We start from the raw sequence: 26,385 nt of genomic DNA, 5'->3' as shown, positions 1-26,385 counted from the left end.
TCGTCCTGTCATCAGGATGGCGAACAGGGATTTATTCCATATTGGAATAAGAGTAATCGAATTCAGCCTGATTATCATCACCATCGATAGGAATTACGATTTCCTCATGTTGACCGGGCAGCCTTTGGCTTCCCGACCGGCACCGGCGCTATAGCGGCGCCTCCTGAACATTCCTTTGAGGAGAATTGAACATGAGCACATCTACACATCAGCCCCTCGCTGCAGCCCCCTCCCTGAACCTCGCCGGCAAGAAGGTGGTGGTGGTCGGCGGCAAGAGCGGCATCGGCCTGGGCATTGCGCAGGCAGCGCAGGCGGCGGGGGCCCAGGTCGTAGTTGCCAGCCGGAGGGTGGCGACCATTCAGGAACACGCAGACCTGGGCAACTTCGAACAGGTCAGCCTGGACATGCGCGACGAAGCCTCGGTACGCCAGGCCTTCGCGGGCATCGGTGCCTTCGATCACCTGGTCGTGACCGCCGCACCCGACATCGGCAGCTGGGGCGGTTTCATGGACGCCGACATGCAAGGCGCGCGCAGCTACATGGAAGGCAAGTACCTCGGCAGCTGGGCCTGTGCCCGCCATGCCGCGCCGCTGCTGCGTGCCGGGGGCTCGATCACCTTCCTCAGCGGTGGCCTGGCGGTACGTCCCAAGCCCGGCTTCGCGGCCGTCACACCTGCCTTTGCAGCCGTGGAAGCCTTGTCGGCCGCGCTGGCCATCGAACTGGCCCCGACCCGCGTGAACACCCTGCGCCCCGGCTTCACCGATACCGACATGTGGGGCTTCCTGCCGGCCGAGGTGCGCGCCGGCCTGAAGGAGAAAGTGGCCGCAGCATTCCCGGCCCGCCGCGTCGGCCGCGCCGAGGACATCGGCCACGCCGCCCTGTTCCTGATGACCAATCCCTACGTCACCGGCACCGTGGTGGAAGTCTCCGGCGGCGAAACTCTGGTCGATAGCGTGTCCTGAGGCGGCTTGCCCGGCAGGCGCAGGGGGCGGCCATCCCGGCAGCACCTTGCGCCTGGGTGGTCAACCGAGGCGGGACAAAACAGAATCGCCATTGCCGGATAAGATTGGCACCCGGCAAACCCGGTTTGCCCTCTCAACAACGATCATCGCCAAAGACCCACGGAGACCCAGGTGTACAAACTTTCCACGATTGCCCTTGCCAGCGCCCTGCTGGCCCTGACGGCCCCGCTGCATGCCCAGCAACCGCAGCAGCAGCCACCGCAGCCACAACAGCAGCAGCAACGCCACGACGAATTCTTCTGGCTGGGCGAGATCAACAAGGCCACTGCCGTCATCAATACCGACGAAGGCCTGCTGGACAAATCGATGACCCCGCTCATCGTCAAGGGCATCCGCAAGGTATTGGCCGATGCCGAACAGCCGGGCGCCAAGCGCCCTACCCTGGTCATCACCTTCGAGCCGCTGCTGATCCAGGCGGCCGGCCCGCAGATCACCTTGCTGCATGCCGGCCGCTCCAGCCAGGACATGCTGGCCACCATGCGTTCGGCCATCCTGCGCGACGACATGCTGGCCCTGGCGACCCAGCTCAATGCCACCACCGCGGCCCTGGTGAAGCTGGCAGCGCGCCAGCGCGACACCATCGTGCCCAACTACACCAACGGCGTAGCGGCCCAGCCCAACAGCTATGGCCACTACCTGCTGGGATTTGCCGCCGCACTGGACCGCGATGCCCAGCGCATCCGCGAGGCCTATGTCCGCATCGACCGTTCCTCGATGGGAACCACCGTGCTCAACGGCACCAGCTGGCCGCTGAACCGCCAGCGCATGGCGGACTATCTGGGCTTCGGTGCCATCGTCGACAACGCCTACGATGCCTCGCAACTGTCGGCGGTGGATGAGCCGGTGGAAGCCGGCGCGGTGGTCTCGTCCATCGCCCTGCATGCCGGCACCTTCATTCAGGACGTGATGACGCAGTATGCCCAGCCCCGTCCCTGGATACTGCTGCAGGAAGGGGGCGAGAACACCTACGTCTCCTCAGCCATGCCACAGAAGCGCAATCCGGGCCTGCTCAACAGCACCCGTCGCGATGCCACCACGGTACTCACCGAAGGCATGGGCGCGGCCCTGCAGGCACACAACATCCCGCCCGGCATGAGCGACCCCAAGGATGTGAAGGCCAACAAGGCCATGGTCCTCAATGCGGCCAAGGTCCTGAAGAACTGGGAGAGCATCCTCAATGCGCTGGTCATCAATCCCCAGCGCGCGCTGGAAGAACTCAACAGCGACTGGACCGCCTCCCAGGAACTGGCCGACGTGCTGATGCGCAAGTACAAGCTGCCGTTCCGGGTGGGCCATCATTTTGCGTCGGAGGTGGTGGAATATGCCAAGGCCAATGACATCCGTCCGCTGGACTTCCCCTATGCCCAGGCGCAGCGCATCTACACGCAGGCGGTACTCAATTCCGAATTCCCGCAGGTGTTGCCGATGTCGGAGCAGGAGTTCCGCAGCACCCTGGACCCGATTGCCATCGTGCGCAATCGCGCCACCGTGGGCGGCCCGCAACCGGCCGAGATGGACCGCATGCTGCGCGAGGCCAATGAACGGGTGAGCCGCCAGGACGCCTGGATCAAGGCGCGCCAGCAGCATATCCGGACCTCGCTGGAGAAGCTGGATGCGGACTTCGATCGGCTGGGGGCGGCGGCCGGGGTCAGATAAGACCCGCACCCGCGCCATGGATGTGGACGTGCTGCAGCCTCAGTCCGGCTGCAGCATCCCCAGCCAGGCCAGCAGTGCCATGACCAGCAGCGACAGCAGGATCTCCAGCCAGGTCAGGCGTGCCAGCAGCGCCAAGGCGCGCGGTTGGCGGCGTAGCGCCGGCACCAGTCCATAGCGATTGAACAGCGCCACCAGCACCATCGCGCCCACCAGCATGCACTTCAGTGCCAGCAGGCGCTGGTAGGCAAACGACCAGTCCAGCGGCAAGCCGCCGAGGATGAAACAGGTGTTGACCAGGCCGGTGAACCACACCAGCGCAACCACGCCATGCCCGGCCGTGGAAAAGCGGCGCAGGATGGTCACCGCCTCTGCTGTCTCTGGCGCTTGCGCGCTGCGCTGCAGGCGCGGCAATACCAGCAGCACTACCGGCAAGGCGCCGACCCAGGCGCCCACGGCCCAGACATGCAGCACGTCGTTGGCCTGGTGAAGCAAGCCGGGCCAGCCCTGGTGCATGGCTGCGTGGCCGGTCAGGGAGAGTCCCGCCAGGAGAATGGCACTGGCCAGCAGGCTGGCGCGCTGGGCCAGGGTGACCCGGAACAGGCCGGCCGCCAATAGCAGGACCAGCGCACTCAGCTGACACCACCATGCCGTACCGATCGAGGTGCCATTGGCGACCGCCGCCAGCATCTGCACTCGCAGTGCGTCAGGCCAGCCCTCACCGAGGATCGCCGCCTGCAGCGGCAAGGTGCCGGCCACGGCCAGCAGGATCAGGGTGCAAAGGACACGGCGGCACAGCGCCAGACGCTGCCACAAAGCATCGCGCAAGGGCTGCGGCACCAGCGCCAGCAGCATCAGCGTCATTCCCCACAGGAACAGCGCCGCCCCGTCCAGCAGCAGGCGGCACAGCCCCAGCAGCGCTACCGCGCCACTCAAGGGGCGACGGTGAAGTGGTAGCTTCCCTCGGTCTTGTGACCGTCAACCGAGAGCACATGCCATTGCACGGTGTACTTGCCTGCGCCCAGATGCAACGGCACCGGGACCATCAGCGACTTGCCCTGGTCCATCAGCATGGCCTGGCCCAGCTTGATTTCCTGTTGATCAGGGCCCAGCAGCTTGAGGCCGCTGAAGTTCAGGTTCAGGCCTTCGGTAAACACCAACGTCAGATCGGCAGGAGCAGCCGCAGCGGCTACCACCGCCTGGTCGGCGGGTGCCGCAGACTTGAGATGGGCATGCGCCCAGGCCGATGAGGTGAAGGCGAGGCTGGCCAGCAGGGCCAGGGGGAGGAGATGGCGGAGTTTTTTCATGTTGTGGGTCTGGCTGCAGATGACTGACTGAATGAATGACTGAATGACTGACTGAATAAAGCAATGCCTGTGGATGAGGCAGGGTCAACAGCTTACTCCGCTGGCGCAAGCGCGCCCGCGACAAATTGTCGCAGCCATACAAGGCTCAGCCGGAAGCCGCAGCACAGGCCGACCTGGCGTGCAGCGGGAGGATCGACGCAAAGTAATGCTCGATATGATCCAGGCACTGCCGCACCTTGGCCGGCATGTTGTCGCGATGACGCACGGTCACGAAGATGTCGAAACCGCCCAGCGACCATTGCGGGAGCACCTGGCGCAGTCGTCCGCTCTGGAGATCCTCGCCGATCTTGTTGTGCAGCAGGCGCGCAATGCCATGACCATCAAGTGCCAGAAAGCGCAAGGAGCGAGCATGATTGGCGCTGATGCGCGGTTGCAGGCGGACGCGCACGGTGCCTGAGGCCTCGTTGGAAAACTCCAGGAAGCAAGGTTCGCCATGAGGATTGAAGAGCAGGAAATCATGTTGCAACAGATCCACCGGCGAGTGGATGGGTGGCCGGCTCTCGAGGTATTCCGGCGAGGCGCACAGGACGTCGGCGAAGCGTCCGAGGAAGATGTCACCCGGCTGACGATTGCGACCTGCACGCAGTGCCAGATCGATGCGGTGATCGATCAGGTCGATGTTGTGATCGGCCACTTCGAAGCGCAACTTGACCTTGGGATTGTGCTTGATGAAATCATGCAGGGCCGGAATCAGGTATCGGGTGGACATGAAACTCGATACGGCGATGCGCAACTCTCCCACCATCTCGTTGTTGAGTACCGCAACACTTTGCTCGGCTTCGCTGGCGGCCGTGACGATGTGCGCGCAGTGCTTGTAGAACAGCGTACCCGCTTCGGTCAGACTGAGCTTGCGGGTGGAGCGATTGAGCAGCGTCGCCTGCAATGACAACTCAAGCATCCTGACATGCTGGCTGACCGAAGAGGTGGTCAGGCCCAGGGCTTTGGCGGCGCGCGAAAAAGCACCCAGTTCCACCACGCGCGCAAACGTGGCCATTCGCGCGAGATCGTCTATTCCAAGTTTTCTCATTGATTCACTATGCTGATGCGACCGCGCCCGAATCCGGTTGCGGCGCAATGCGAGTTTTTTCTATCGCAACATGATATGGATGAACTTATTCCCTTAAATGACGGATTGTACGGAATAGCAATTCTTCTCTAGATGTGAGTCGGCCATATTGCCGGTGGAAAAGGCAGGCCGTACAAGGACCAGGACATCGCCTGGGCCGGCTCGGGTGACAAGACGGCATCAAGGCCGACAGGATTGCGTCGGCAGCACGCGATCCGGATGGCGGATCGACCAGCTCGGCAGCAAAGCTGCATCAACTGCGGAATGTAATACAGGAGGGGGGGATTGATTAGGGCGCAAAAATTAAATAAATAGTTAATTTAACTTGATAGTTTCCCCACGGATACGGCAGCGTGCCGTGGCGCTACGAAGTCACGGCAAGCCTTGCTCCCGGCCGCTTCGGACGGCCGAGCGCCGGGAGGCGAGTCATTGCGCCAAGCAAGCAGGCGCGCCGGAATGCATTCACGGACCAGTTGAACCGGGCCTCACGGCCCCGCATTCCACAGTTTTTACAAACAGTCTTTCAGGCTGCAGGGGACTAAACGGGGATGCTCATCTGTAATACAGTCCGCTGGCCAGACACGAGAAGAACCAAGGATCGCACGTCGACGGTGAATCTCGGATCACGCCTGGCCAGGAAACTCCCTCCCATCCTCCGCAGTACCTCCCTACCCCTCTGGCCGAGGCAAGTCCGATCTCCTGTCCTCCACAGCGATTGGCAGGTTCCCACGCACCTACGCAACCTGGCCCAGACCACATGCACGCGACCGACTGCGATGCCATGCAACTCAATTTGAAATAAGGGGCAGCAATGAACTGGTTCACCAATCTGAAAGTCAGCCACAAACTCCTCGGTGGTTTCTTGGCCGTGGCCACGATCGGCGCCATCATCGGTACCATCGGCATCCTCAAGGCTGGGCAGATCAATGACCTGGCCACCGAGATGTACGAGAAGCAGGTGGTTGGCTTGCGCCATTCTGCCCAGGCCACGCTGGACCTGAGCTCGTCCAATCGCGCCATCCGCAGCGCCATGCTGGCCGAGACTGCCGAAGAACGTGCGACCAGCCTGGATGAACTCACCAAGCGCCTGGACAACACCGACAAGGCATTGAGCGCAGCCGAACAGCGCTTCAGCACGCCCGAAGGCCTGGCCCTGGTAGGCAAGGCCAGGCAGGCCTTCGAGGCCTATCGGGGTGCCATCACCGCCACGGCCGAGGTGCTGCGCAAGGAATCCCTGGCCGATGGCCGCCAGTCCACCAGCCAGTTGTTCTCCACCGTGCGTCCGCTGGCCAACGAGGCCGAGAAGATGATGCTGCAGATGATGGAGGTCAAGAAGGACAATGCCGACAAGCTCAACGACGAGACCGACCTCATCTATGCCCACATCCGCAGCCTGCTGATCGTGCTGACCTGCGGCGGCGTGCTTTTCGGCGTGGCGCTGGGCCTGTTCATCTCGCGCAACCTGACGCGCCAGCTCGGCGGTGAACCACGCGACGTGGCGGCCGCCGCCGACGCCATCGCCTCGGGCGACCTGAGTACCCATATCGATACCAGCCATGCGGCCCAGGGCAGCGTGGTCAATGCCATGCACATGATGCAGGCGTCCTTGCGCAAGGTAGTGCAGACGGTGCGCACCAGCAGCGAAAGCATCGCCACCGGCTCGCGCCAGATCGCCACCGGTAACCTGGACCTGTCGGCGCGTACCGAGCAGCAGGCCAGCGCCCTGGAGGAAACGGCGTCCTCGATGGAAGAACTGACTTCCACCGTCAAGCACAACGCCAACAATGCCCAGGACGCCAAGCAGATGGCCTCCACTGCCTCCACCGTCGCCCTGGAAGGCGGCGAAGTCGTAGCCAAGGTGGTCGATACCATGAGCGCCATCAATGACTCCTCGCGGAAGGTGGTGGACATCATCAGCGTGATCGACGGCATCGCCTTCCAGACCAACATCCTGGCCCTCAACGCCGCCGTTGAAGCGGCGCGGGCCGGCGAACAGGGACGCGGATTCGCGGTGGTCGCCAGCGAAGTGCGCAATCTCGCGCAGCGCTCGGCGGCGGCCGCCAAGGAGATCAAGGCGCTCATCGAAGACTCGGTGGAAAAGGTCACTGTCGGCGCGCGCCTGGCCGACCAGGCCGGCACTACCATGAGCGGCATCGTGGAGAATTCGCGCAAGGTGACGTCCATCATCGGCGAGATCTCGGCGGCCAGCGTGGAACAGACCGCCGGCATCGAGCAGATCAACCAGGCCATCATGCAGATGGACGATGTGACCCAGCAGAATGCCTCGCTGGTGGAAGAAGCCGCTGCCGCCTCGCGCGCGCTGCAGGACCAGGCCGATGCCCTGGCCCAGATCGTGAGCATCTTCAACCTGGGACAGAACGCCATTAGCTACCAGGATGCGCCCCGCCCGGCAGCGTCGCCGGCCATTACAGCCATCAAGACCTCCACGGCCAGCCAGGCCGTGGGCCACGCCGTGCCCCGGCGCCTGAACCATCAGAGTGCCGCGCAGGCGGCGAAAGAGGAGGATTGGGCGACCTTCTGAGCAGGGCATGGGCTGGTCACGAATGCGCTCAAACGAAGTGCCGCCATCGGCGGCGTTCGGCGACTCGCTTCAGTAGACCCAGCCCAGCATGACACCCCATAGGAGCGCGCTGATCAACCGCGCCAGGCGCAACGGCTATCGGCCGGCCGCCAGGCCGGGTGGCGTCAGACCTGCTCGGCGGCTGTTTCCACGCTGAATTGACTTTAAGCCGCGGAATCGCGCCATTCATCGCTTAAAAATGGCGCGGTTTTGGCACGATGTGGCGCGATAAAGAAGGCAAATATGGCGCGATTCCACAAATCGCGCCATAATCGCGCCATCTCTCCTCAACTCTGCCCCATGGCGGCCCTCCCCGATGTCTTCCACGACCGATTTGTTGAGCAGTATCCAGAGTGCGCACGACGGATTGACGCTGGCTGCCATTCTGGGGCAACACCCCGACATCGCGCGGCGAACAGCGCAGCGGCGCCTTGCCGAGCTGGTCGAGGCCGGCCAGATCGTGGCTCGTGGCGAAGGCCGGGCGCGTCGCTATGTCAGTGCCGGCATGTCGGGCGAGGCCGAGGTTCTTCCTGGTAGCGAGGATGTCTTTCCCGGCTTCATCCCGCTCTCTGCGGACAGCCAGGACATCCTGGCCTATATCAATCAGCCTGTGCAGGCACGCAAGCCGGTGGGCTACCAGCACGATTTTCTGGAGGCCTATCGCCCCAATGAGACCTGGTACCTGTCGGAGTCACTGCGCCGCCAACTGCACAAGATGGGCCAGACCAAGGACGTCGACGCGCCGGCCGGCACCTACAGCCGGGCAATCCTGAATCGCTTGCTGATCGATCTGTCATGGGCATCGAGTCATCTGGAAGGCAATACCTACTCGCGCCTCGATACGCGCGAGCTCATCGAACATGGCAAGGCTGCGCGTGGCAAGGGGGCCGTCGAGACCCAGATGATCCTGAACCACAAGACGGCCATCGAATTCCTGGTCGAGAACATCGACAGCGCGGGGCTGAATCGCTACACCCTGTTCAACCTGCACAGCGCCCTGGCGGAAAACCTCTTGCCCAACCCGGCCGATGAAGGGCGCATCCGCCAGCATGCCGTCGACATTGGCAAGAGCGTCTATCGCCCGCTATCCACGCCGCAGCAGATCGAAGCCACGCTGGACATCTTGCTGCTGAAGGCGGACCAGATCACGGACCCGTTCGAACAATCCTTTTTCATGATGGTGCAACTGCCCTACCTGCAGCCCTTCGCGGACATCAACAAGCGTACCTCCCGGCTGGCGGCCAACCTGCCGCTGTTCCGGGCCAATCTATGCCCGCTGACCTTCCTGGATGTCCCCGAGCAGGCGTATAGCCGTGCAACGCTTGGGATATACGAAATGACCCGGGTGGAGTTGCTGCGCGACCTCTATGTCTGGGCCTATGAACGCTCGACGCAGGAATACCTGGCCATCAGGCAGGACCTGGCGGAGCCCGATCCCCTGCGGCTGATCTGGCGCGACCTGATCAGGCAGACCCTACGCGAGATCATCACCCATCCAGGGATTGAACCGCTCGCCAGCATTCAGCAAGCGGTAGCACAGCAGGTGCCTGGCCATGAACAAGCCCAGGTGCAAGCGCTGATCATCGACGAGCTCAAGCGCTTGCATGAAGGCGTGCTGGCGCGTTATGGTTTGCGGCCTTCTGAGTTCGTTGAATGGAAAAAGGCGCAGCGGCAATGAAGGCAACAACTAGCAAAGCCTCGCCCTCCCCGCGTTCATTTCATCGACGAGCGGACTTGTCGTCCACTGAGTCACTGAGGTAGCGCGCCAGATCAGAACCCCGCCTCCCGCCGCATGACCGCCAATGCGCCGCGCAGATAGCGCCAGCCTGGCACGGTCCATTTTCCGGAAATGACGGCTGTGCCGCGCGAGGTATGCTGCGCAACCGAACCCCTGGTCGACAGGGCCTTGAGCATGACGCGATAAAGCGGACGTTCCGGATAGAACTGTCCATTCTTCTCCCGCGCGTCGATACCGCCGCCAGATAGACACAAACAATCAATCAAATAGATTGTATTTATTTAACGAACAGTGAAGTCGAAAAAGGCGGCTTTATCCGTAAAAACATGCTGCTTATAGTGCGACCAAGATGTCGTCTCCGACATTCTTCCTCCACCAACAGAAAGGAAGCATCATGAGCAAACTTCAAAGCAAGGTCGCCGTCGTCACGGGCGCATCGAAAGGAATCGGCGCTGCCATCGCCAAGGCGCTGGCAGCCAGCGGTGCCGCCGTTGTCGTCAACTACGCGACCAGCCGCGCCGGCGCCGACAAGGTCGTGGGCGAGATCGTCGCCGCAGGTGGCCGTGCAGTGGCCGTGGGCGGCGACGTGTCCAATGCAGCGCATGCGGCAGGCATCATCGACGCCGCCATCAAGGAATATGGTCGCCTCGACATTCTGGTCAACAATTCGGGCGTATACGACATGGTGCCGCTGGAAGCCATCACCGAAGAGCATTTTCATAAACAGTTCAACGTCAACGTGCTGGGCCTGCTGCTGGTAACCCAAGCCGCCGCCAAGCATCTGCAGGAAGGTGCCAGCGTCATCAACATCGGCTCTGTCGTCAGCAGCATCACGCCGCCCGGCAGCGCCGTCTACACTGCCACCAAGGGTGCCGTCGATGCAATCACCGGCGTGCTGGCGAAGGAACTGGCGCCGCGCAAGATCCGCGTCAACAGCGTCAATCCGGGCATGGTCGAGACTGAAGGCACACACAGTGCCGGCTTTATCGGTTCGGATTTGGAGACCTGGGCCGTGAGCACCACGCCGCTGGGCCGCATTGGCCAGCCCAATGATATTGCCGACGTGGTCACATTCCTGGCGTCGGATGATGCACGCTGGTTGACTGGCGAGAAGATTCTGGCCGGCGGCGGCAGCCGCTAAGAAACCATTCCACAGGAGTGGCGGCCTAGAAATAAAAAAGGGATTAGATAGTCGACCCGAGGTTTTATTTCAAGAAAAGATGAAAAGGGGTGAGGCGCTTTTGCCTCGCCCCTTTTCGCCTTTTTCACCCCTTGTTTTGCCAGAAGATGCTCCTGGTGTCGATTTGCGTTCAAAACTGACACACGCAAGTCAATTTGCCCTTCCCCACAAAATTGGCCTATTGGTCTTACCAATAAACTGGTAATATCCAACTTCCAAAACGACAGGTGATCCCATTCGCTTGCGCGCCAATGCGCCGCCAGCGGGCGACGACGCCGATCCGAGACAACTCTTTCTTCAAGGAAACCAGATGAAATTACTGCGTTACGGCCCGGTTGGGCAGGAAAAGCCCGGCATCCTCGATCAGTCCGGCAAGATCCGCGACCTGTCGGCCCATATCAAGGACGTCAACGGCGCCGCCCTGGACGATGCTTCGCTGGACAAGATTCGCAAGCTCGACATCGCCAGCCTGCCGGTGGTCGAAGGCTCGCCGCGCATCGGCGCCTGCGTGGGCAATATCGGCAAGTTCATCTGCATCGGCCTGAACTATGCGGACCATGCGGCCGAATCCAACCTGCCCATCCCGGCCGAACCGGTGGTGTTCAACAAGTGGACCTCGGCCGTGGTCGGCCCCAATGACGACGTCAAGATCCCCCGCGGCTCCAAGAAGACCGACTGGGAAGTGGAACTGGGCGTGGTCATCGGCAAGGGCGGTACCTATATCGACGAGAAGGACGCCATGTCCCACGTGGCCGGCTATTGCGTGGTCAACGACGTCTCCGAGCGCGAATACCAGATCGAGCGCGGCGGCACCTGGGACAAGGGCAAGGGCTGCGATACCTTCGGCCCCATCGGCCCCTGGCTGGTAACCCGCGACGAAGTGGCCGATCCGCAGAAGCTGGGCATGTGGCTGGAAGTGGATGGCAAGCGCTACCAGAACGGCAACACCAGCACCATGATCTTCGGCGTGGCGCACATCGTGTCCTACCTGTCGCGCTTCATGAGCCTGCAGGCGGGCGACGTCATCTCCACCGGCACTCCGCCGGGCGTGGGCATGGGCGTCAAGCCGGAAGCGGTGTTCCTGCGCGCTGGCCAGACCATGCGTCTGGGCATCGACGGCCTGGGCGAGCAACAGCAGAAGACCATCGACGCCTGATCGCTGCATCATCGCTGCATCATCGCGGCCTCAGCGCCGCGTCAGTGCTGCGCCGCCATCCGGTGGCGCAGCCAAATCCAATTCAATAACAAGAAAAAATGTTGCGCAGGCTCGTGCGGCCTGCGTTACCCAATGACCGAATCAGGGAAGGAGAAACAATGAATCACTACGATTTCCAGGGCCGCAGCGCCATCATCACCGGCGGTGCGCAGGGCTTCGGCTATGCCGTGGCTGAACGTCTGTTGCAGGGCAAGGCCAAGGTCGTGCTGTGGGACATGGATGAAAAGGCACTGGCCGACGCGCGCAGCAAGCTGGAAGCGCTGGGCAATGTGGAGACCGTGAAGGTCGACATCTCCAGCGAAGCCGACGTCAAGAAGGCCATCGAAGCCACCGAGAAGCTGACCCAGTCCATCGACATCCTGGTGCACAGCGCCGGTATCGCCGGCCAGAACAATCCGGTGGCGGACTATTCGCCGGAAGAATGGCGTCGCGTCATCGACATCGACCTCAACGGTGCCTTCTACGTCAACCAGGTGGTGGTCCAGCGCATGATCGCGCAGAACTACGGCCGCATCGTCAACATCGCTTCCATCGCCGGCAAGGAAGGCAATCCCACCGCCTCGGCCTACAGCGCCGCCAAGGCCGGCATGATCGCCCTCACCAAGAGCCTGGGCAAGGAAACCGCGACCAAGAACATCGCCGTCAATGCCATCACTCCGGCAGCGGCGCAGACCCGCATCCTGGAGCAATGCACGCCGGCACACATCGAGTACATGCTCTCGAAGATCCCGCGTGCACGCTTCGTGAAGGTGGAAGAACTGGCGGCCATGGTGGCCTGGCTGGTGTCGGAAGAGAATTCCTTCACCACCGCCTCCGTGTTCGACCTGTCGGGCGGCCGCGCGACCTACTGATGCTCCGGCGCCGGCTGCCGCCGGCGTGGATCGCGTGAACGGCCATGGCGCACGGAGTCCTTCCGTGCGCCACCCCTCGCACTACAACAAGACAACAACACGATAAGACGACCTCCCGCACTGCGCGGAGGCGATGGACTTTTTGCGCCTTCATTTTTTGAAAAAGCTAGAGGAGAGACCCCGCATGACTACCACCACCATTCCGGCCAGCGCGGCGGAGCACATGGAAACCCAGCTCTATCGCCGTATCACCTGGCGCTTCGTACCGCTGCTGATGATCTGTTTCGTGTTCGCCTACCTGGACCGGGTCAACATCAGCTTCGCCAAGCTGCAGATGCAAAGCGACCTGGGCTTCTCGGATGCCGTCTATGGCCTGGGCGCCAGCATCTTCTTCGTCGGTTACTTCCTCTTCGAAGTGCCCAGCAACATGATCCTGCACAAGGTCGGGCCGAAGCGCTGGATCGCCCGCATCATGGTCACCTGGGGCATCGCCTCGGCGGCGATGATGTTCGTTACCAGCGAGACCAGCTTCTATGTGCTGCGCTTTCTGATCGGCAGCCTGGAAGCGGGCTTCGTACCGGGTGCGCTGTACTTCTTCACCAACTGGTTCCCGTCGGCGCGCCGGGGTCGCATCAATTCGCTGTTCATGGCGGCCATTGCGGTATGCGGCATCATCGGCGGCCCGATCTCGGGCGGCATCATGAAGTTCACCCATGGCGTGAGCGCGCTGCATGGCTGGCAATGGCTGTTCCTGCTGGAAGGTATTCCTTCGATCCTGCTGGGCGTGGTGTGCTATCTGGTCATCGATGACCATATCGAGGACGCAGGCTGGTTGAAGCCGGAAGAAAAGCGCCTGCTGATCGAGCGCATCGCGGCCGAACCCAAGAGCGAGGCGGCCCACTCCTTCGGCGAAGCGATCCGGCAGCCGGCCACCATCGTCATGTCGCTGATCTACCTGATGCTGGCTTCGGGCATCTATGGCTTGGTGTTCTGGATGCCGCAGCTGATCAAGTCGGCCGGCACCGATGACACCTTCATCATCGGCCTGATCTCGATGGTGCCTTACCTGTGCGCCGGCCTGGGCATGATCCTGATCGGCCGCAACTCCGACCGTACCGGCGAGCGTCGCTGGCACCTGGCTGCCTGCGCGCTGATGGGTGCCATCGGCTACGCCGCCAGCGCCTGGTTCGGCAGCAATACCCTGATCCTGGTGGTGGCGCTGTCGGCAGCGGCCACTGGCATCATCGCCGGCATCGGCCTGTTCTGGATCCTGCCACCGCGCGTGCTCAGTGGTGCCGCAGCCGCGGCCGGCATCGCGCTGATCAACTCGGTGGGCCAGCTGGGCGGGATCATCACGCCCTACATGGTCGGCAAGATCCGCGACATCACCGGCAGCGCCGCACTGGGCCTGTACGTGGTGGCGCTGGAATGCCTGGTGGGTGCGGCACTGCTGCTGTGGGCCTTGCCGCGTCGGGTGTATTTCAAGGAGCCGGCACAGCAATGAGCGAGTATACGGAAATGATATAAACGATTTCCGAACCCTTGCAGAACCCGCCACCATGGCGGGTTCTTTTTTTGGGAGAGGCGATCTCAACGCAGGGCCGGCCTGAGGGGTGTGATATCGACGCTGCCGGCGTGGGCGTAAGCCACCTGATCCTGGGCCAGCAAGCGGAACTGGCTGACCACCTCCGACAGGCGCGCCGCCTGTTCCTGCATTGCTTCGGCGGCGGCTGCGGCCTGCTCCACCAGTGCCGCATTCTGCTGGGTGGTCTGGTCCATGTCGTTGATGGCCAGGTTGACCTGGCTGATGCCGTCGCTCTGCTCGCTGCTGGCGGCAGTGATCTCGGCCACGATCTGGGCCACCTGATGCACGCTGGAGACCACCTCGTCCATGGTGCTGCCGGCACGGACCACCAGTTCGCTGCCGGAGCCGACCTTGCTCACGGAGTCATCGATGAGGGTCTTGATTTCCTTGGCGGCGGAGGCCGAGCGTTGGGCCAGCGAGCGCACCTCGGAGGCCACCACGGCAAAGCCGCGTCCCTGCTCGCCGGCTCGGGCTGCTTCGACGGCGGCGTTCAGGGCCAGGATATTGGTCTGGAAGGCGATGCCATCGATGACGCTGATGATGTCGACGATCTTGCGTGAGGATTCGTTGATGGAGCCCATGGTCGAGATCACCTGCGACACCACCTCCCCGCCCTGCTGTGCCACCGACGATGCCGAGGCCGCCAGCTGGTTGGCCTGGCGTGCATTGTCGGCGTTCTGCGAGACGGTGGAGGTCAGTTCTTCCATGGCCGAGGCGGTCTCTTCCAGGGCGCCGGCCTGGCGTTCGGTGCGCGCCGACAGATCGAGGTTGCCGGTGGCGATCTCGCGCGAGGCGGTGGCGATGGCATCGGTGCCGCTGCGCACCTGGCCGACGATGCGCGCCAGGTTGCCCGTCATGGCATGCAGGGCGTGCATGAGTTTGCCGGTCTCGTCGCGGCGCGCTGCAAGGGTTTCATCGACGCGCATGGTGAGGTCGCCTGCGGCCACCGCTTCGGCCACGTCCACCGCCTGCTCCAGCGGGCGGGTAATGCCCAGTGCCAGACTGCGTGCGAACAGCCAGCCCAGCACCACCTGCAGCACGGCCAGCGCCAGCATCAGGTTGCGGCTCTGGAGATAGGTGTCGTGGATGTGGACGGCCACCTGGTCAATGTTGGCACGCTGCACATTGAGCAATTGCTGCAGCAGATCCAGATACCCCTTGGCGGCCACATCATAGGGCCCCGCCAGGATCCTGGCGGCTTCTTCGGTCTGGCCATCGGCCTTGGCCTTGGAGATGGCGTCGCGATATTTGATGTAATCCTTGCGCACGGCCGAGAGCTTGGCGAAGACCTCTTTCTCCTGATCGCTCTCAAGCAGCGCTTCGATGGCCTTCTGCTGCTCGGTGGACATGCGGCTGGCGGCGGCGGCGTCATCGGCAAAGAAGGCTGCCAGACTGGCGTCGGCGCTCTTGGCGATGGCCGTCGTGCGGCGCACACTGGTATGGATGGTGCGATACCAGTCCGAGACCAGTCGCTCCTTGGTCAGGGGTTCATGCATCATCTCGTCGGTAGCGGCGGCAATGCCATGCAGGCGCCAGATCGACAATGCCACCACCACGCTGGCAGCCGCCAGGATGACAGCGAAACCCAGGGCCAGGCGGCGGCCTATCTTCATGTGGGAAAAATAGCTCATCTGTCTCTCTTCTTGCGCAAGGGTGGAGGGTCGGCCGGCGCCAAGAACGGCGCACGGGCCGATGATGCAAGCAAACACGGACAGGCGCGATCAGGGTTTTCCTGAGCGCGGGACCATGACAAGCGTACGAGCCGGGCAGGCTGATGGCCGCGCCGGTGCCGCGATTACCTCGATTGCCGCGAGTGGCGCTATTGTTGCCAACAAGTCTTGCCGGCAGGCATTCGTATTTGTACGTAGAGACGGAGCGCTCATGCTGAGCTATTGCGCACATGGTACGCCCGCCCCGGCAATTCAAACATCAAAAAAGGATGCCGAAGCATCCTTTCCAATTGCCTTTCACAGGTGTTTCCTGCTCGCATCTGCTCAATGCTGTTCGGCGTAGTCCTCGATGGTCTGGGACGCCGGGAAATGCACGGTGAAGGTACTGCCGTGATCCGGCACCGAGGCGATGTCCAGTGTCGCATGGTGGCGCAGCAGGACATGGCGCACGATGGCCAGCCCCAGGCCGGTGCCCTGGGTCTCGCGGGAACGGCTCTTGTCGACGCGGTAGAAGCGCTCGGTGAGGCGCGAGATGTGCTCAGGGCTGATGCCGATGCCGGTATCCTGCACCGCAAAATGCGCGCCCTGCTCATCGCTCTGCCAGCGCAGGGTGATGGTGCCGCCTTCCGGGGTATAGCGCACGGCATTGGTGACGAGGTTGGTGAAGGCACTGCGCAACTCGTCGGCATTGCCCTTGAGATCGGGGCCTTCGACCACGAGGCGGATGTCATGCTTGCCGGCCGACAACGCCCGCCCCTCTTCGGCGATGCGTTCCAGCAAGGGGCGCACCCGCAGCACTTCCGAGCGCAGCGGATAGTCGATCGATTCCAGCCGGGTCAGGGTGAGCATGTCGTCGATCAGGTTCTGCATGCGCTGCCCCTGCTCGGTCATCAGCTTCAGATGGGCGGTACGGATCGTTTCGTCCAGGTTGGGCTGGGCCAGGGCGATTTCCAGGAAACCGTTGATGACCGTCAAGGGCGTGCGCAGCTCGTGCGAGGCATTGGCCACGAAATCGCGGCGCATCATGTCGATACGCTGCGACTCGGTGACGTCGTGGGTGACCAGGATCTGGCGCCGGTTTTCAAAGGGGATGATCTGGATGATCAGCTTGCGCTCATGCAGGGCCAGCGTAAGCGGCTGCTCGTAGCGACCCAGGATGATGTAGTCGATGAAGGCCGGGTTGCGGATCAGGTTGGTCACGCGCATGCCCTTGTCGCGGTCCAGCTTGAGCCCCAGGTGTTGCTGCGCGGCCGGGTTGCACCATTCCAGGAACAGCACGTCATCCATGATCACCACGCCATCGGGCAGCAGGCTCATGGCCTGGCGGAAACGCGCCAGCCACTCGGCCAGTTCGGCCTGGTTCTTCTCGTCATCGCGGCGCATGCGGTACAGGCGCGCATAGACATCGGTCCAGGCGCCCCAGCCGTCGGGCAGGCGCGACTGGCCGGAATCATCCAGCCAGGTCGACAGGCGCAGCAGGTAATGCAGGTGGGCGATCATCATCGCCCCCACCGCCAGCACTGCCGTGACCAGCCCGATGATCGGGCCAAAGAAGAAACCGACGACTCCCGCTCCGGCCAGGCACAACACCAGGCGCAATACAGCAGGAATCCAGAACAGAAGTTGTGGACTCATTGATTTGGCAGATAGATCTTGCAGGCGCCCGCGCGCCCGGATTTGTTATTGTCGCCTGAATAGGGCGGCGGCGGGCTTATTTGGTGGAGAGCATGTAGCCGACGCTGCGTACCGTCTTGATCAGGTACTCGGCATCGCGCAGGGCCTTGCGCAGGCGCAGCACGTGGACATCCACGGTGCGCTCTTCGATCACCACGTGGTCCCCCCAGACCCGGTCCAGCAACTGGCTGCGCGAAAACACGCGGTCGGGATGGGCCAGGAAGAACTTCAGCAGCTTGTATTCGGCATGGCCGATATCGATGCGCGCACCCGACAGGCTCACCGAGCAACTGGCCGGATCGAGCGTAATCGGACCGGCCGACATCACTTCCTGCGCGTGCTCCGGGCTCTTGCGACGCAGCAGCGCCTTGATGCGGGCGGTCAGCTCGCGCGGCGAGAAGGGCTTGGTGATGTAGTCATCGGCACCGTTGTCGAGGCCGGCGATCTTGTCTTCTTCCATGCTCTTGGCGGTGAGCATGATTACCGACAGCTGCTGCAGCTGGCGATCGGCGCGGATGCGCGAGAGCAGGTGCAAGCCGCTACGGTCCGGCAGCATCCAGTCCAGCAGCACCAGTTGCGGGGCGCGATGCTGGACGAAGTCCCAGGCCGCCGCCGCGTTGGAGACGACGAAACTGGACCAGCCCGCCTCCTTGAGGGTGAAGGCAATCAGTTCGGCAATGGAGGGTTCGTCTTCGACGATGAGGATAGTAGTCATGGTATCGGTTGAGCAGTATCGCGGGTCTCCCCTCCGCAACCCGGTGATGGACGGCTCTTCCCGACCGCCACCACCGGCGCCGTGCTATCAGTCTTCTTCGTCTTCGATCGACTTGGCCGAACCGAAGTCGGTATGGCGGATATCCTTGCCACCGACCACGTAGACGACATACTCGGCGATGTTCTTGGCATGGTCGCCGATACGTTCGATGGCCTTGGCCACCCACAGGGTATCGATGGAACCGGAGATGGTGCGCGGGTCTTCCATCATGAAGGTGATCAGGCTGCGGGTGATGGAGCGGAAGCCGTGGTCGATGCGTTCATCCTGCTTGATCAGCTCGGCGGCCTGCTTGTCATCCAGGCGGGCGAACGCATCCAGGGCGCTACGCAGCTGGTCCATGGCCTGCTCGGCGATCAGGCTCACGGTCTCGTAATGCGACACCAGACCGATCCCCCGCTTGTGCAGGTGGATGGCGGTCCGGGCGATCTTGGTCGCCTCGTCGCCCACGCGTTCCAGGTCGGTGATGATCTTGATGGTCGCCATGACGGTACGCAGGTCATTGGCGGTCGGCTGGCGACGCACGATGAGGTGGCTGCAGGCATCATCGAGTTCGACTTCCAGCCGATTGACGGCCTCGTCGTCCTTCATCACGCGATGCGCCACGTCCAGGTTACCGTTACGGAAAGCCGCAATCGCATCCTGGAACTGATGCTCCACCATGCCGCCCATGGCAAGCACCTTGGAGCGGATCTGCTCCAGATCCTGGTCATACTGTTTGGAGGAATGATCGCCGGTCATGTGACGTCCCTAAAAGAAAATTCTATAAAAAATATGTGCCCTGACTACTCTGTGGAATCGTCGTATCGGCGTAGCGAGCGCTTCGAGTTCGCGTCGAGAAGCGCAGCCGTACTGGAGTACGGCGAGCATCGCAGACGCGAAATCGGAGCGCGCAGTAGCCGAGACGACGGTTCAGCCGAACCGGCCGGTGATGTAGTCTTGGGTTTCCTTGCGCACCGGATTCATGAAGATCTGGTCCGTCTCGCCAAACTCCACCAGCTCGCCCAGGTACATGTAGGCGGTGTAATCCGAGCAGCGGGCCGCCTGCTGCATGTTGTGGGTCACGATGGCGATGGTGTAGTCGTTCTTCAGCTCACCGATCAGCTCTTCCACCTTGGCCGTGGAGATGGGGTCCAGCGCCGAGGTCGGCTCGTCCAGCAGCAGCACTTCCGGCTTGACCGCGACGCCGCGGGCGATGCACAGACGCTGTTGCTGACCACCGGAGAGCGACAGACCGCTCTTGTGCAGCTTGTCCTTGACTTCACCCCACAATGCCGCCTTGTTGAGCGCCCATTCGACGCGCTCGTCCATCTCGCCCTTGGGCAGGTTTTCGTACAGGCGGATGCCGAAGGCGATGTTGTCGTAGACCGACATCGGGAACGGGGTCGGCTTCTGGAACACCATGCCGACCTTGGCGCGCAGCATGTTCAGGTCTTGTCCCGGCTCCAGGATGTTGTTGCCGGCGTAGATGATCTTGCCCTCGGCACGCTGGCCGGGGTACAGGTCGTACATGCGGTTGAAAGTGCGCAGCAGGGTCGACTTGCCGCAGCCCGAGGGACCGATGAAGGCGGTGACCTTGCCTTCCCAGATATTGAGGTTGATGTTCTTGAGGCCCTGGAATCCGCCGTAGTAGAAATTCAGTTGCGAAACTTCGAGCGTGGCCTTCTTGTCCGCAGCAGCGTTGGCGGATGCGGTAGTAGCGTGGCTTGCCATTTGATGAGCAGTAGTCATGTCGGTCACTTGGAGAATTAGCCGGGGATTTGTTGCTTGAACAGGGTGCGCGAGAGCACGTTGAGCAGCAGCACGCTGAAGGTGATCAGCAAGGCGCCGCCCCATGCCAGCGAGACCCAGTTGTCATACGGGCTCATGGCGAACTGGTTGATCACCACCGGCAGGTTGGCAATCGGACGGTTCATGTTGGTGCTGAAGAACTGGTTGTTCAGGGCGGTGAACAGCAGCGGCGCGGTCTCGCCCGAGATGCGGGCCACCGCCAGCAGCACGCCGGTCACCACGCCGGCCTTGACGGCACGCAGGCGCACGATGATGGCCACCTTCCAGCGCGGCGCACCAAGTGCGAAGGCGGCTTCACGCAGACCACTGGGGACCAGCTTCAGCATGTTGTCGGTGGTACGCACCACCACCGGAATGGCGATCAGCGAGATGGCGAAGGTACCGGCCCAGCCCGAGAAGTGGTTCACGTTGGCCACGTAGATGGCGTAGATGAACAGGCCGATCACGATGGACGGTGCCGACAGCATGATGTCGGTGACGAAGCGGGTCACCTGGGCCAGCTTGCTCTCCTCGCCATACTCGGCCAGGTAGACGCCGGCCAGGATGCCGATGGGGGTACTGATCAGGGTGCTGATGCCGACCATCATCAGCGAGCCGACGATGGGGTTCAACAGGCCGCCGCCGGCATCGCCCGGTCCGGGGGTGTTTTCGGTCAGCAGGCCCAGATTGAGCGCGGCCACGCCCTTGAAGACCAGGGTCAGCAGGATCCAGGCCAGCACGAACAGGCCCAGGCCCATGGCCAGGAAGGAGAACAGCATGCCCATGCGATGCTGCAGCAGGCGCTTGCGGTAGACGGGATTGATGGCTTGCGGCGCGTTGGCGGCGGCGCTGCCGGTTGGTACGGTCTGGCTCATTATTTGGCTCCTTCCTTGCGGGTCATGCCCATCAACATGATCTTGGCGGCGGACAGAACGATGAAGGTGATGACGAACAGGATCAGGCCCAGCGCGAACAGCGAGGACACGTGCAGCTTGCTGGAGGCTTCGGCGATTTCATTGGCCAGGGTCGAGGCGATCGAGTTGCCGGCCGAGAACAGCGACCAGGACAGGCGGTGCGAGTTGCCAATCACGAAGGTGACCGCCATGGTCTCGCCCAGAGCGCGGCCCAGGCCCAGCATCACGCCACCGACCACGCCGGTCTTGGTGTAGGGCAGCACCACCTTGCGCACCACTTCCCAGCGGGTGCAACCGAGGCCGTAGGCCGATTCCTTCAGCACGGCCGGCACCACTTCGAAGACGTCGCGCATCACCGAGGAGATGAAGGGGATGATCATCACCGACAGGATCAGGCCGGCGGTGAGGATGCCGATGCCCATGGTGGGGCCCGAGAACAGCACGCCGATGCCGGGAATCTGGCCCAGCGTGGCCTTCAGGAAGGGCTGGCCGTATTCCGAGAACAGCGGCGCGAACACGAACAGGCCCCACATGCCGTAGATGATGGAAGGCACGCCGGCCAGCAGCTCCACGCAGGTACCCAGCGGGCGGCGCAGCTTGGCGGGGCAGATTTCGGTGAGGAACAGGGCGATGCCGAAGCTGACCGGAAAGGCGATCAGCAAGGCGATGATCGAGGTCGACAGCGTACCCACGATGGCGATCATGGCGCCGAATTCGTTATTGGTCGGGTCCCATTCGACGCGGGTGATGAAGCCCGGGCCGAAGGCCTGGAACGCGGGTGCAGCACCGATGATGAGGGACACGATGATCCCGCCCAGCATCAGCAGCACTGACAGGGCGAAAATCAGGGTGATCTTGTGGAAGAAGAAGTCCTGCAGTCGCTGGCGGCGCATGACGGCCATCAACTTCTCGCGCGCGACCTGCGCACTATCAGTCTCTGTCGGGGATTTTTTGACTTCGGTATTCGACATTGCCGTGGTGGAATAATTAGCGCTCATTTGAATTCACCATTAAAACGGGCCATCGCCGCGAATGCTCTGTGCTCCAGAGTTGCTCGTTCTCGCTGCGATGGCCCGAATACTCCGTAGGGGAGAGGCTTGCTTGGCCGGGCCTGTTCAGAGCCCGGCCGGACTTGACGGTGGCTTACCAGATCGCCTTGCCGCTGCTGTCCTTGACGTTGCTCTTCCAGGAATCTTCCACCAGCTTGGTGACCGAATCCGGCAGCGGCACGTAGTCCAGGTCGGCGGCGACCTTGCCACCATTCTTGTAGGCCCAGTCGAAGAACTTCAGGACTTCGCGGCCCTTGGCGCCATCGCCAGCCTGTTCCTTGTGCAGCAGGATGAAGGTGGCGCTGGAGATCGGCCACGATTCCTTGCCGGCGGCGTCGGTGAAGTCAACTGCGAAGCCCGGGGTCTTGGCCCAGTCGCCGTGGGCGGTGGCAGCCTTGAAGGAGGAGTCATCCGGGGAGACGAAGTTGCCGTCCTTGTTCTTGAGCTGGGTGTAGTTCAGCTTGTTCTTCTTGACGTAGGCGTACTCGACGTAGCCGATGGAGCCCTTGACCTTCTGCACGTTGGCGGCAACGCCTTCGTTACCCTTGCCACCCACGCCGGTGGGCCACTTGACGGCGGTACCGGCACCGATCTTGGCCTTGAAGTCGGCATTGGCCTTGGACAGGTAGGAGGTGAACACATAGGAAGTGCCCGAGGCGTCCGAACGGTAGACGACGGTGATGTCGTCGGCCGGCAGCTTCACGCCCGGGTTCAGGGCGGTGATCTCAGGCGCGTTCCACTTGGTGATCTTGCCAGCGTAGATGTCGCCCAGAACCTGGCCCGACAGCTTGATCTGGCCCGGGGTAACGCCGTCCAGGTTGACCACCGGGACCACGCCACCGACCACGGCCGGGAACTGGGTCAGACCGGCTTCGGCCAGTTCGCTCTGCGGCAGCGGGGCGTCGGAGGCGCCGAAGTCGACGGTCTTGGCCTTGATCTGCTTGATACCACCACCGGAACCGATGGACTGGTAGTTCAGGCTGTTGCCGGTGGCAGTCTTGTACAGTTCAGCCCACTTGGCGTAGACCGGGTACGGGAAGGAGGCGCCGGCGCCGGTGATTTCTGCTGCATGAGCGGCACCGCTGAAGGCGAAAGCGCCGGCCACTGCGACTGCAACAGATTTGATCAGATGGTTAAACCCCATTTCAACTACTCCTATGATTTTGAGAGAGGAACGTCAGAAAGAAACATCACGATGGGAGGGATGACTTCCGAGACAGGGCGAACTTTAACCAGCTAATGTGACGAGTTTATGACCCGAACTTGTCATCCAGGCCAGCCCCGGCGGCCCTTCGCCGGGCGCCGGGGCAGATCCTGGTACCGGGCTGCAAAACCAGGCGCCAGGCTGCACGCGGGTTTCCTGACAATTCCGTGTCATGCCGACAAACCCGCATTGCATATGAGCAAATATGTTTTTGTCATCACATGGGCTTGCTCTTATACTGAAGCAATGTGACAAAGCGACATGAGTGTTGTCATAAACTCGTCATACCTCCTAAATACACTGCCCGCTCAAAGTGGATGGACAGGGAACATTGATGATCAGAAAAGCAAAACCGGAAAGCAGCACACCTCCTGAACTTCCCGCCAATACGATTTACCTCAATCGCGAACTGTCGCAGCTGGCCTTCAACCGACGCGTGCTGGCCCAGGCCGAAGACGACAGCGTGCCGCTGCTGGAACGCCTGCGTTACCTCTGCATCTGCAGCAGCAACCTGGATGAATTCTTCGAAGTGCGCATCGCCAGCCTGCTGGCCAATCGCATCGAGGGCGAGAATATCGATCCGCCCGAACTGCGCGCCGCGCTGGAACGCACCAGCGCCGAATGCCACCGCATCGTGACGCGCCAGTACGAACTGCTCAACGACGAAATCCTGCCGCAACTGGCGGCCAACGGTATCCACCTGCTGCGCCACGATGACCGCAACGAGGCACAGCGCGCCTGGGTCAAGCAGTATTTCGAGCAGCATGTGCGCCCGCTGCTGACGCCCATCGGCCTGGACCCGGCCCACCCCTTCCCGCAGGTCCATAACAAGAGCCTCAATTTCATCATCGAGCTCTCCGGCAAGGATGCCTTCGGGCGCGGCACGGCCATCGTCATCGTCAAGGCGCCACGGGTGCTGCCGCGCGTGATCAAGCTGCCGGACCATCTCTCGGCCAAGGGCCAGTCCTCGTTCTGCCTGCTGTCCTCGGTGATCCATGCACACATCGCCGACCTGTTCCCGGGACGCGACATCACCGCCTATTCGCAATTCCGCGTGACCCGCAACAGCGACCTGTGGGTCGATGAAGAAGAGGTCAAGAACCTGCGCCAGGCCCTGGAAACCGAATTGCAGAGCCGCCAGTTCGGCGTGGCGGTGCGCCTGGAAGTGGCGGCCAATTGCCCCGAACACCTGGCGCAGTTCCTGCTGAACCAGTTCAACATCGAACGCAACCGCCTGTACGCGGTACAGGGTCCGGTGAACATGGTGCGCCTGGGCGAGATCGTGAACCTGGTCAACCAGCCGGAGTTGCGCTTCCCGCCCTTCTCCCCCACCCTGCCGCCGCAACTGGCCAGCGAGAATATCTTTGCCGCCCTGGACAAGAAGGACGTGCTGCTGCACCACCCGTTCCAGTCCTTCCAGCCGGTGGTGGATTTCATCCGCACCGCCGCCCACGACCCGCGCGTGCTGGCCATCAAGCAGACCATCTACCGTACCGGCATGAACTCGGACCTGATGGAGGCGCTGATCTACGCCGCCCAGCACGGCAAGGAAGTGACGGTGATCGTGGAACTGATGGCGCGCTTCGATGAAGAAGCCAACATCAACTGGGCAGTCAAACTGGAGCAGGCCGGAGCGCAGGTGGTCTATGGGGTGGTAGGCCTGAAGACGCACGCCAAGCTGGCACTGGTGATCCGCCGCGACGACGACCAGGGCCTGCGCTTCTACGCCCACCTCGGCACCGGCAACTATCACCCAAATACCACCAAGTTCTATACCGACTTCGGCCTCCTGACCTCGAACCAGGAGCTCACGGCCGAAGTCAACGAGGTCTTCATCCATCTCACCAGCCTGACCAAGCCGCGCAATCTCACGCATCTGTGGCTGGCGCCGTTCTCGCTGCAGAAGGAAATCATCCGTGCCATCCGCAACGAAGGCCAGATCGCCCGCGAAGGCCGGCCGGCGCGCATCATCGCCAAGATGAATGCGCTGCTGGACGAGTCGGTGATCCGCGCCCTCTACGCGGCCTCGGCCGATGGCGTCAAGATCGACCTGATCGTGCGCGGTGCCTGCGCGCTGCGCCCGGGTGTGCGGGGACTGTCGGAAAACATCAAGGTGCGATCCATCATCGGCCGCTATCTGGAGCACTCGCGCATCTATTACTTCCGCAACGACCTGGCCCACGATGTCTACCTGGCCAGTGCGGACTGGATGAACCGCAACCTGTTCCGCCGTATCGAGGTAGCCTTCCCGGTGCTGGACAAGACGCTGAAGAAGCGGGTGATTTCGGAAGGTCTGAACCCCTACCTGAAGGACAACACCAATTCCTGGCAACTCGACGTCAATGGCGTCTATACGCTCAAGAAACCGCGCACCAAGCAGCAGTGCTTCAACGCCCAGCAACACCTGATGACCACGCTGGGCATTCCGGCCACGCCACCGGAAGAGTGAGCCCGACACCGAAGCACTCCCGACGCCACCTGCCGATTTATCCGAGGAGCTGAGATGGACCTGATTCTATGGCGACATGCCGAGGCCGAGCTGGGCGAACCCGACGAGGGCCGCGCCCTGACCCCGAAGGGTCACAAGCAGGCTGCCAAGATGGCTGAATGGCTGGACCGCAACCTGCCGGAAAGCTGCCGTATCCTGGTCAGTCCCGCGACACGCACCTTGCAGACGGTGGAGGCCCTCAAGCGCCGGCACAAGGTGGTGGCCGACCTGGCCCCCAACATGACTGCGGCCGACCTGCTGCGGGCGGCCAACTGGCCGGACAGCCGCGAGCCGGTACTCATCGTCGGTCACCAGCCGACACTGGGCCAGGTGGCCGCACAACTGATCTGCGGCCAGCCGCAGGAGTGGTCGCTGCGCAAGGCCAATATCTGGTGGATCAGCCAGCGCGAACGCGGCGACGTCACCACCAACTACCTCAAGGCGGTGGTGGCACCGGAATTGCTGGCGACCTCGGGCAAGCATCACCCGCGCTGACGGCCGATCTGACAAGGCAGGCATAAAAAACGCTGCGACCGGCACGGGCTGGTCGCAGCGTTTTTGCTTTTTGCTTTTGTCTTTTTTCGG

Annotated in this window: 21 protein-coding genes; 10 read left to right on the top strand and 11 right to left on the bottom strand. The window is 62.4% G+C overall.

Annotated features, from left to right (window positions below; genetic code table 11):
- Positions 1 to 191 precede the first annotated feature (191 nt).
- Together HFRIS_RS20950 and HFRIS_RS20945 are read left to right on the top strand one after the other, a co-directional pair.
- Positions 192 to 962: an SDR family oxidoreductase gene (locus HFRIS_RS20950; RefSeq protein ID WP_006465000.1), complete on the top strand. Its 771-nt coding sequence runs from the start codon at positions 192 to 194 to the stop codon at positions 960 to 962.
- A gap of 171 nt (positions 963 to 1,133) precedes the next feature.
- Entirely contained in the window at positions 1,134 to 2,678 is a 1,545-nt protein-coding gene (locus HFRIS_RS20945; protein ID WP_006464999.1) for a lyase family protein, read from the top strand.
- Between the two features lie 39 nt (positions 2,679 to 2,717).
- Here the strand turns inward: HFRIS_RS20945 and copD are convergent, their stop codons facing one another.
- From copD to HFRIS_RS20930, 3 genes are all read right to left on the bottom strand, one after another.
- Positions 2,718 to 3,611 carry a copper homeostasis membrane protein CopD gene (copD, locus tag HFRIS_RS20940; protein ID WP_006464998.1) on the bottom strand — a complete coding sequence of 298 codons (894 nt, stop codon included), beginning with the start codon at positions 3,609 to 3,611 and terminating at the stop codon, positions 2,718 to 2,720.
- Positions 3,608 to 3,982 carry a copper homeostasis periplasmic binding protein CopC gene (copC, locus tag HFRIS_RS20935; protein ID WP_006464997.1) on the bottom strand — a complete coding sequence of 125 codons (375 nt, stop codon included), beginning with the start codon at positions 3,980 to 3,982 and terminating at the stop codon, positions 3,608 to 3,610. The genes copD and copC overlap by 4 nt, the downstream gene beginning before the upstream one ends.
- A 145-nt stretch (positions 3,983 to 4,127) precedes the next feature.
- Positions 4,128 to 5,036, bottom strand: a complete 909-nt coding sequence (locus HFRIS_RS20930; RefSeq protein ID WP_006464996.1) for a LysR family transcriptional regulator — start codon at positions 5,034 to 5,036, stop codon at positions 4,128 to 4,130.
- An 883-nt stretch (positions 5,037 to 5,919) separates the two neighbouring features.
- Here HFRIS_RS20930 and HFRIS_RS25975 point away from each other — a divergent pair.
- The 6 genes from HFRIS_RS25975 to HFRIS_RS20900 all read left to right on the top strand — a co-directional run bounded on the left by HFRIS_RS25975 (position 5,920) and on the right by HFRIS_RS20900 (position 14,178).
- Positions 5,920 to 7,650 carry a methyl-accepting chemotaxis protein gene (locus HFRIS_RS25975; RefSeq protein ID WP_006464995.1) on the top strand — a complete coding sequence of 577 codons (1,731 nt, stop codon included), beginning with the start codon at positions 5,920 to 5,922 and terminating at the stop codon, positions 7,648 to 7,650.
- A 355-nt stretch (positions 7,651 to 8,005) separates the two neighbouring features.
- Positions 8,006 to 9,367, top strand: coding sequence for a Fic family protein (locus tag HFRIS_RS20920; RefSeq protein WP_006464994.1), 1,362 nt, complete (start codon positions 8,006 to 8,008; stop codon positions 9,365 to 9,367).
- Between the two features lie 454 nt (positions 9,368 to 9,821).
- The gene (locus tag HFRIS_RS20915; protein ID WP_006464993.1) at positions 9,822 to 10,568 is read left to right on the top strand and encodes a glucose 1-dehydrogenase; all 747 of its coding nucleotides are present in this window, start codon (positions 9,822 to 9,824) and stop codon (positions 10,566 to 10,568) included.
- A gap of 349 nt (positions 10,569 to 10,917) precedes the next feature.
- Complete coding sequence (locus HFRIS_RS20910; protein WP_006464992.1) at positions 10,918 to 11,763, top strand: ureidoglycolate lyase; 846 nt, start codon at positions 10,918 to 10,920, stop codon at positions 11,761 to 11,763.
- A 158-nt stretch (positions 11,764 to 11,921) separates the two neighbouring features.
- Positions 11,922 to 12,674: an SDR family NAD(P)-dependent oxidoreductase gene (locus HFRIS_RS20905; RefSeq protein WP_006464991.1), complete on the top strand. Its 753-nt coding sequence runs from the start codon at positions 11,922 to 11,924 to the stop codon at positions 12,672 to 12,674.
- A 184-nt stretch (positions 12,675 to 12,858) separates the two neighbouring features.
- Positions 12,859 to 14,178 (top strand): MFS transporter, encoded by a 1,320-nt coding sequence (locus tag HFRIS_RS20900; protein WP_006464990.1) that lies wholly within the window; start codon positions 12,859 to 12,861, stop codon positions 14,176 to 14,178.
- A gap of 86 nt (positions 14,179 to 14,264) precedes the next feature.
- On the opposite strand, the gene HFRIS_RS20895 is transcribed toward HFRIS_RS20900, so the two are convergent.
- The 8 genes from HFRIS_RS20895 to pstS form a co-directional block, all read right to left on the bottom strand.
- Positions 14,265 to 15,890, bottom strand: a complete 1,626-nt coding sequence (locus tag HFRIS_RS20895; RefSeq protein WP_006464989.1) for a methyl-accepting chemotaxis protein — start codon at positions 15,888 to 15,890, stop codon at positions 14,265 to 14,267.
- A 363-nt stretch (positions 15,891 to 16,253) separates the two neighbouring features.
- Entirely contained in the window at positions 16,254 to 17,564 is a 1,311-nt protein-coding gene (phoR, locus tag HFRIS_RS20890; protein ID WP_039876744.1) for a phosphate regulon sensor histidine kinase PhoR, read from the bottom strand.
- 76 nt (positions 17,565 to 17,640) lie between these two features.
- A complete protein-coding gene (locus HFRIS_RS20885; protein WP_006464987.1) occupies positions 17,641 to 18,318 on the bottom strand; it encodes a response regulator in 678 nt (225 codons plus the stop codon).
- An 87-nt stretch (positions 18,319 to 18,405) separates the two neighbouring features.
- On the bottom strand, positions 18,406 to 19,116 hold the full coding sequence (gene phoU / locus HFRIS_RS20880; protein ID WP_006464986.1) for a phosphate signaling complex protein PhoU: 711 nt from the start codon (positions 19,114 to 19,116) through the stop codon (positions 18,406 to 18,408).
- A 171-nt stretch (positions 19,117 to 19,287) separates the two neighbouring features.
- Complete coding sequence (gene pstB / locus HFRIS_RS20875) at positions 19,288 to 20,088, bottom strand: phosphate ABC transporter ATP-binding protein PstB (protein ID WP_006464985.1); 801 nt, start codon at positions 20,086 to 20,088, stop codon at positions 19,288 to 19,290.
- Between the two features lie 35 nt (positions 20,089 to 20,123).
- Positions 20,124 to 21,020, bottom strand: a complete 897-nt coding sequence (gene pstA, locus HFRIS_RS20870) for a phosphate ABC transporter permease PstA (protein WP_006464984.1) — start codon at positions 21,018 to 21,020, stop codon at positions 20,124 to 20,126.
- Entirely contained in the window at positions 21,020 to 22,030 is a 1,011-nt protein-coding gene (gene pstC, locus HFRIS_RS20865; protein ID WP_039876741.1) for a phosphate ABC transporter permease subunit PstC, read from the bottom strand. The genes pstA and pstC overlap by 1 nt, the downstream gene beginning before the upstream one ends.
- Positions 22,031 to 22,202: 172 nt before the next feature.
- Complete coding sequence (pstS, locus tag HFRIS_RS20860; RefSeq protein ID WP_006464982.1) at positions 22,203 to 23,252, bottom strand: phosphate ABC transporter substrate-binding protein PstS; 1,050 nt, start codon at positions 23,250 to 23,252, stop codon at positions 22,203 to 22,205.
- Between the two features lie 394 nt (positions 23,253 to 23,646).
- On the opposite strand from pstS, the gene ppk1 reads away from it, so the two are divergent.
- A complete protein-coding gene (gene ppk1, locus HFRIS_RS20855; RefSeq protein WP_006464981.1) occupies positions 23,647 to 25,761 on the top strand; it encodes a polyphosphate kinase 1 in 2,115 nt (704 codons plus the stop codon).
- A 54-nt stretch (positions 25,762 to 25,815) separates the two neighbouring features.
- Positions 25,816 to 26,295 (top strand): SixA phosphatase family protein, encoded by a 480-nt coding sequence (locus tag HFRIS_RS20850; protein WP_006464980.1) that lies wholly within the window; start codon positions 25,816 to 25,818, stop codon positions 26,293 to 26,295.
- The last annotated feature ends 90 nt before the right edge of the window (positions 26,296 to 26,385 follow it).

Source organism: Herbaspirillum frisingense GSF30 (assembly GCF_000300975.2).
In the GTDB taxonomy this organism is placed as follows: Bacteria; Pseudomonadota; Gammaproteobacteria; order Burkholderiales; family Burkholderiaceae_D; genus Herbaspirillum; species Herbaspirillum frisingense.
The sequence above is the reverse complement of the archived record's forward strand: the minus strand, read 5'-3'. Positions and strand labels throughout refer to the sequence as shown.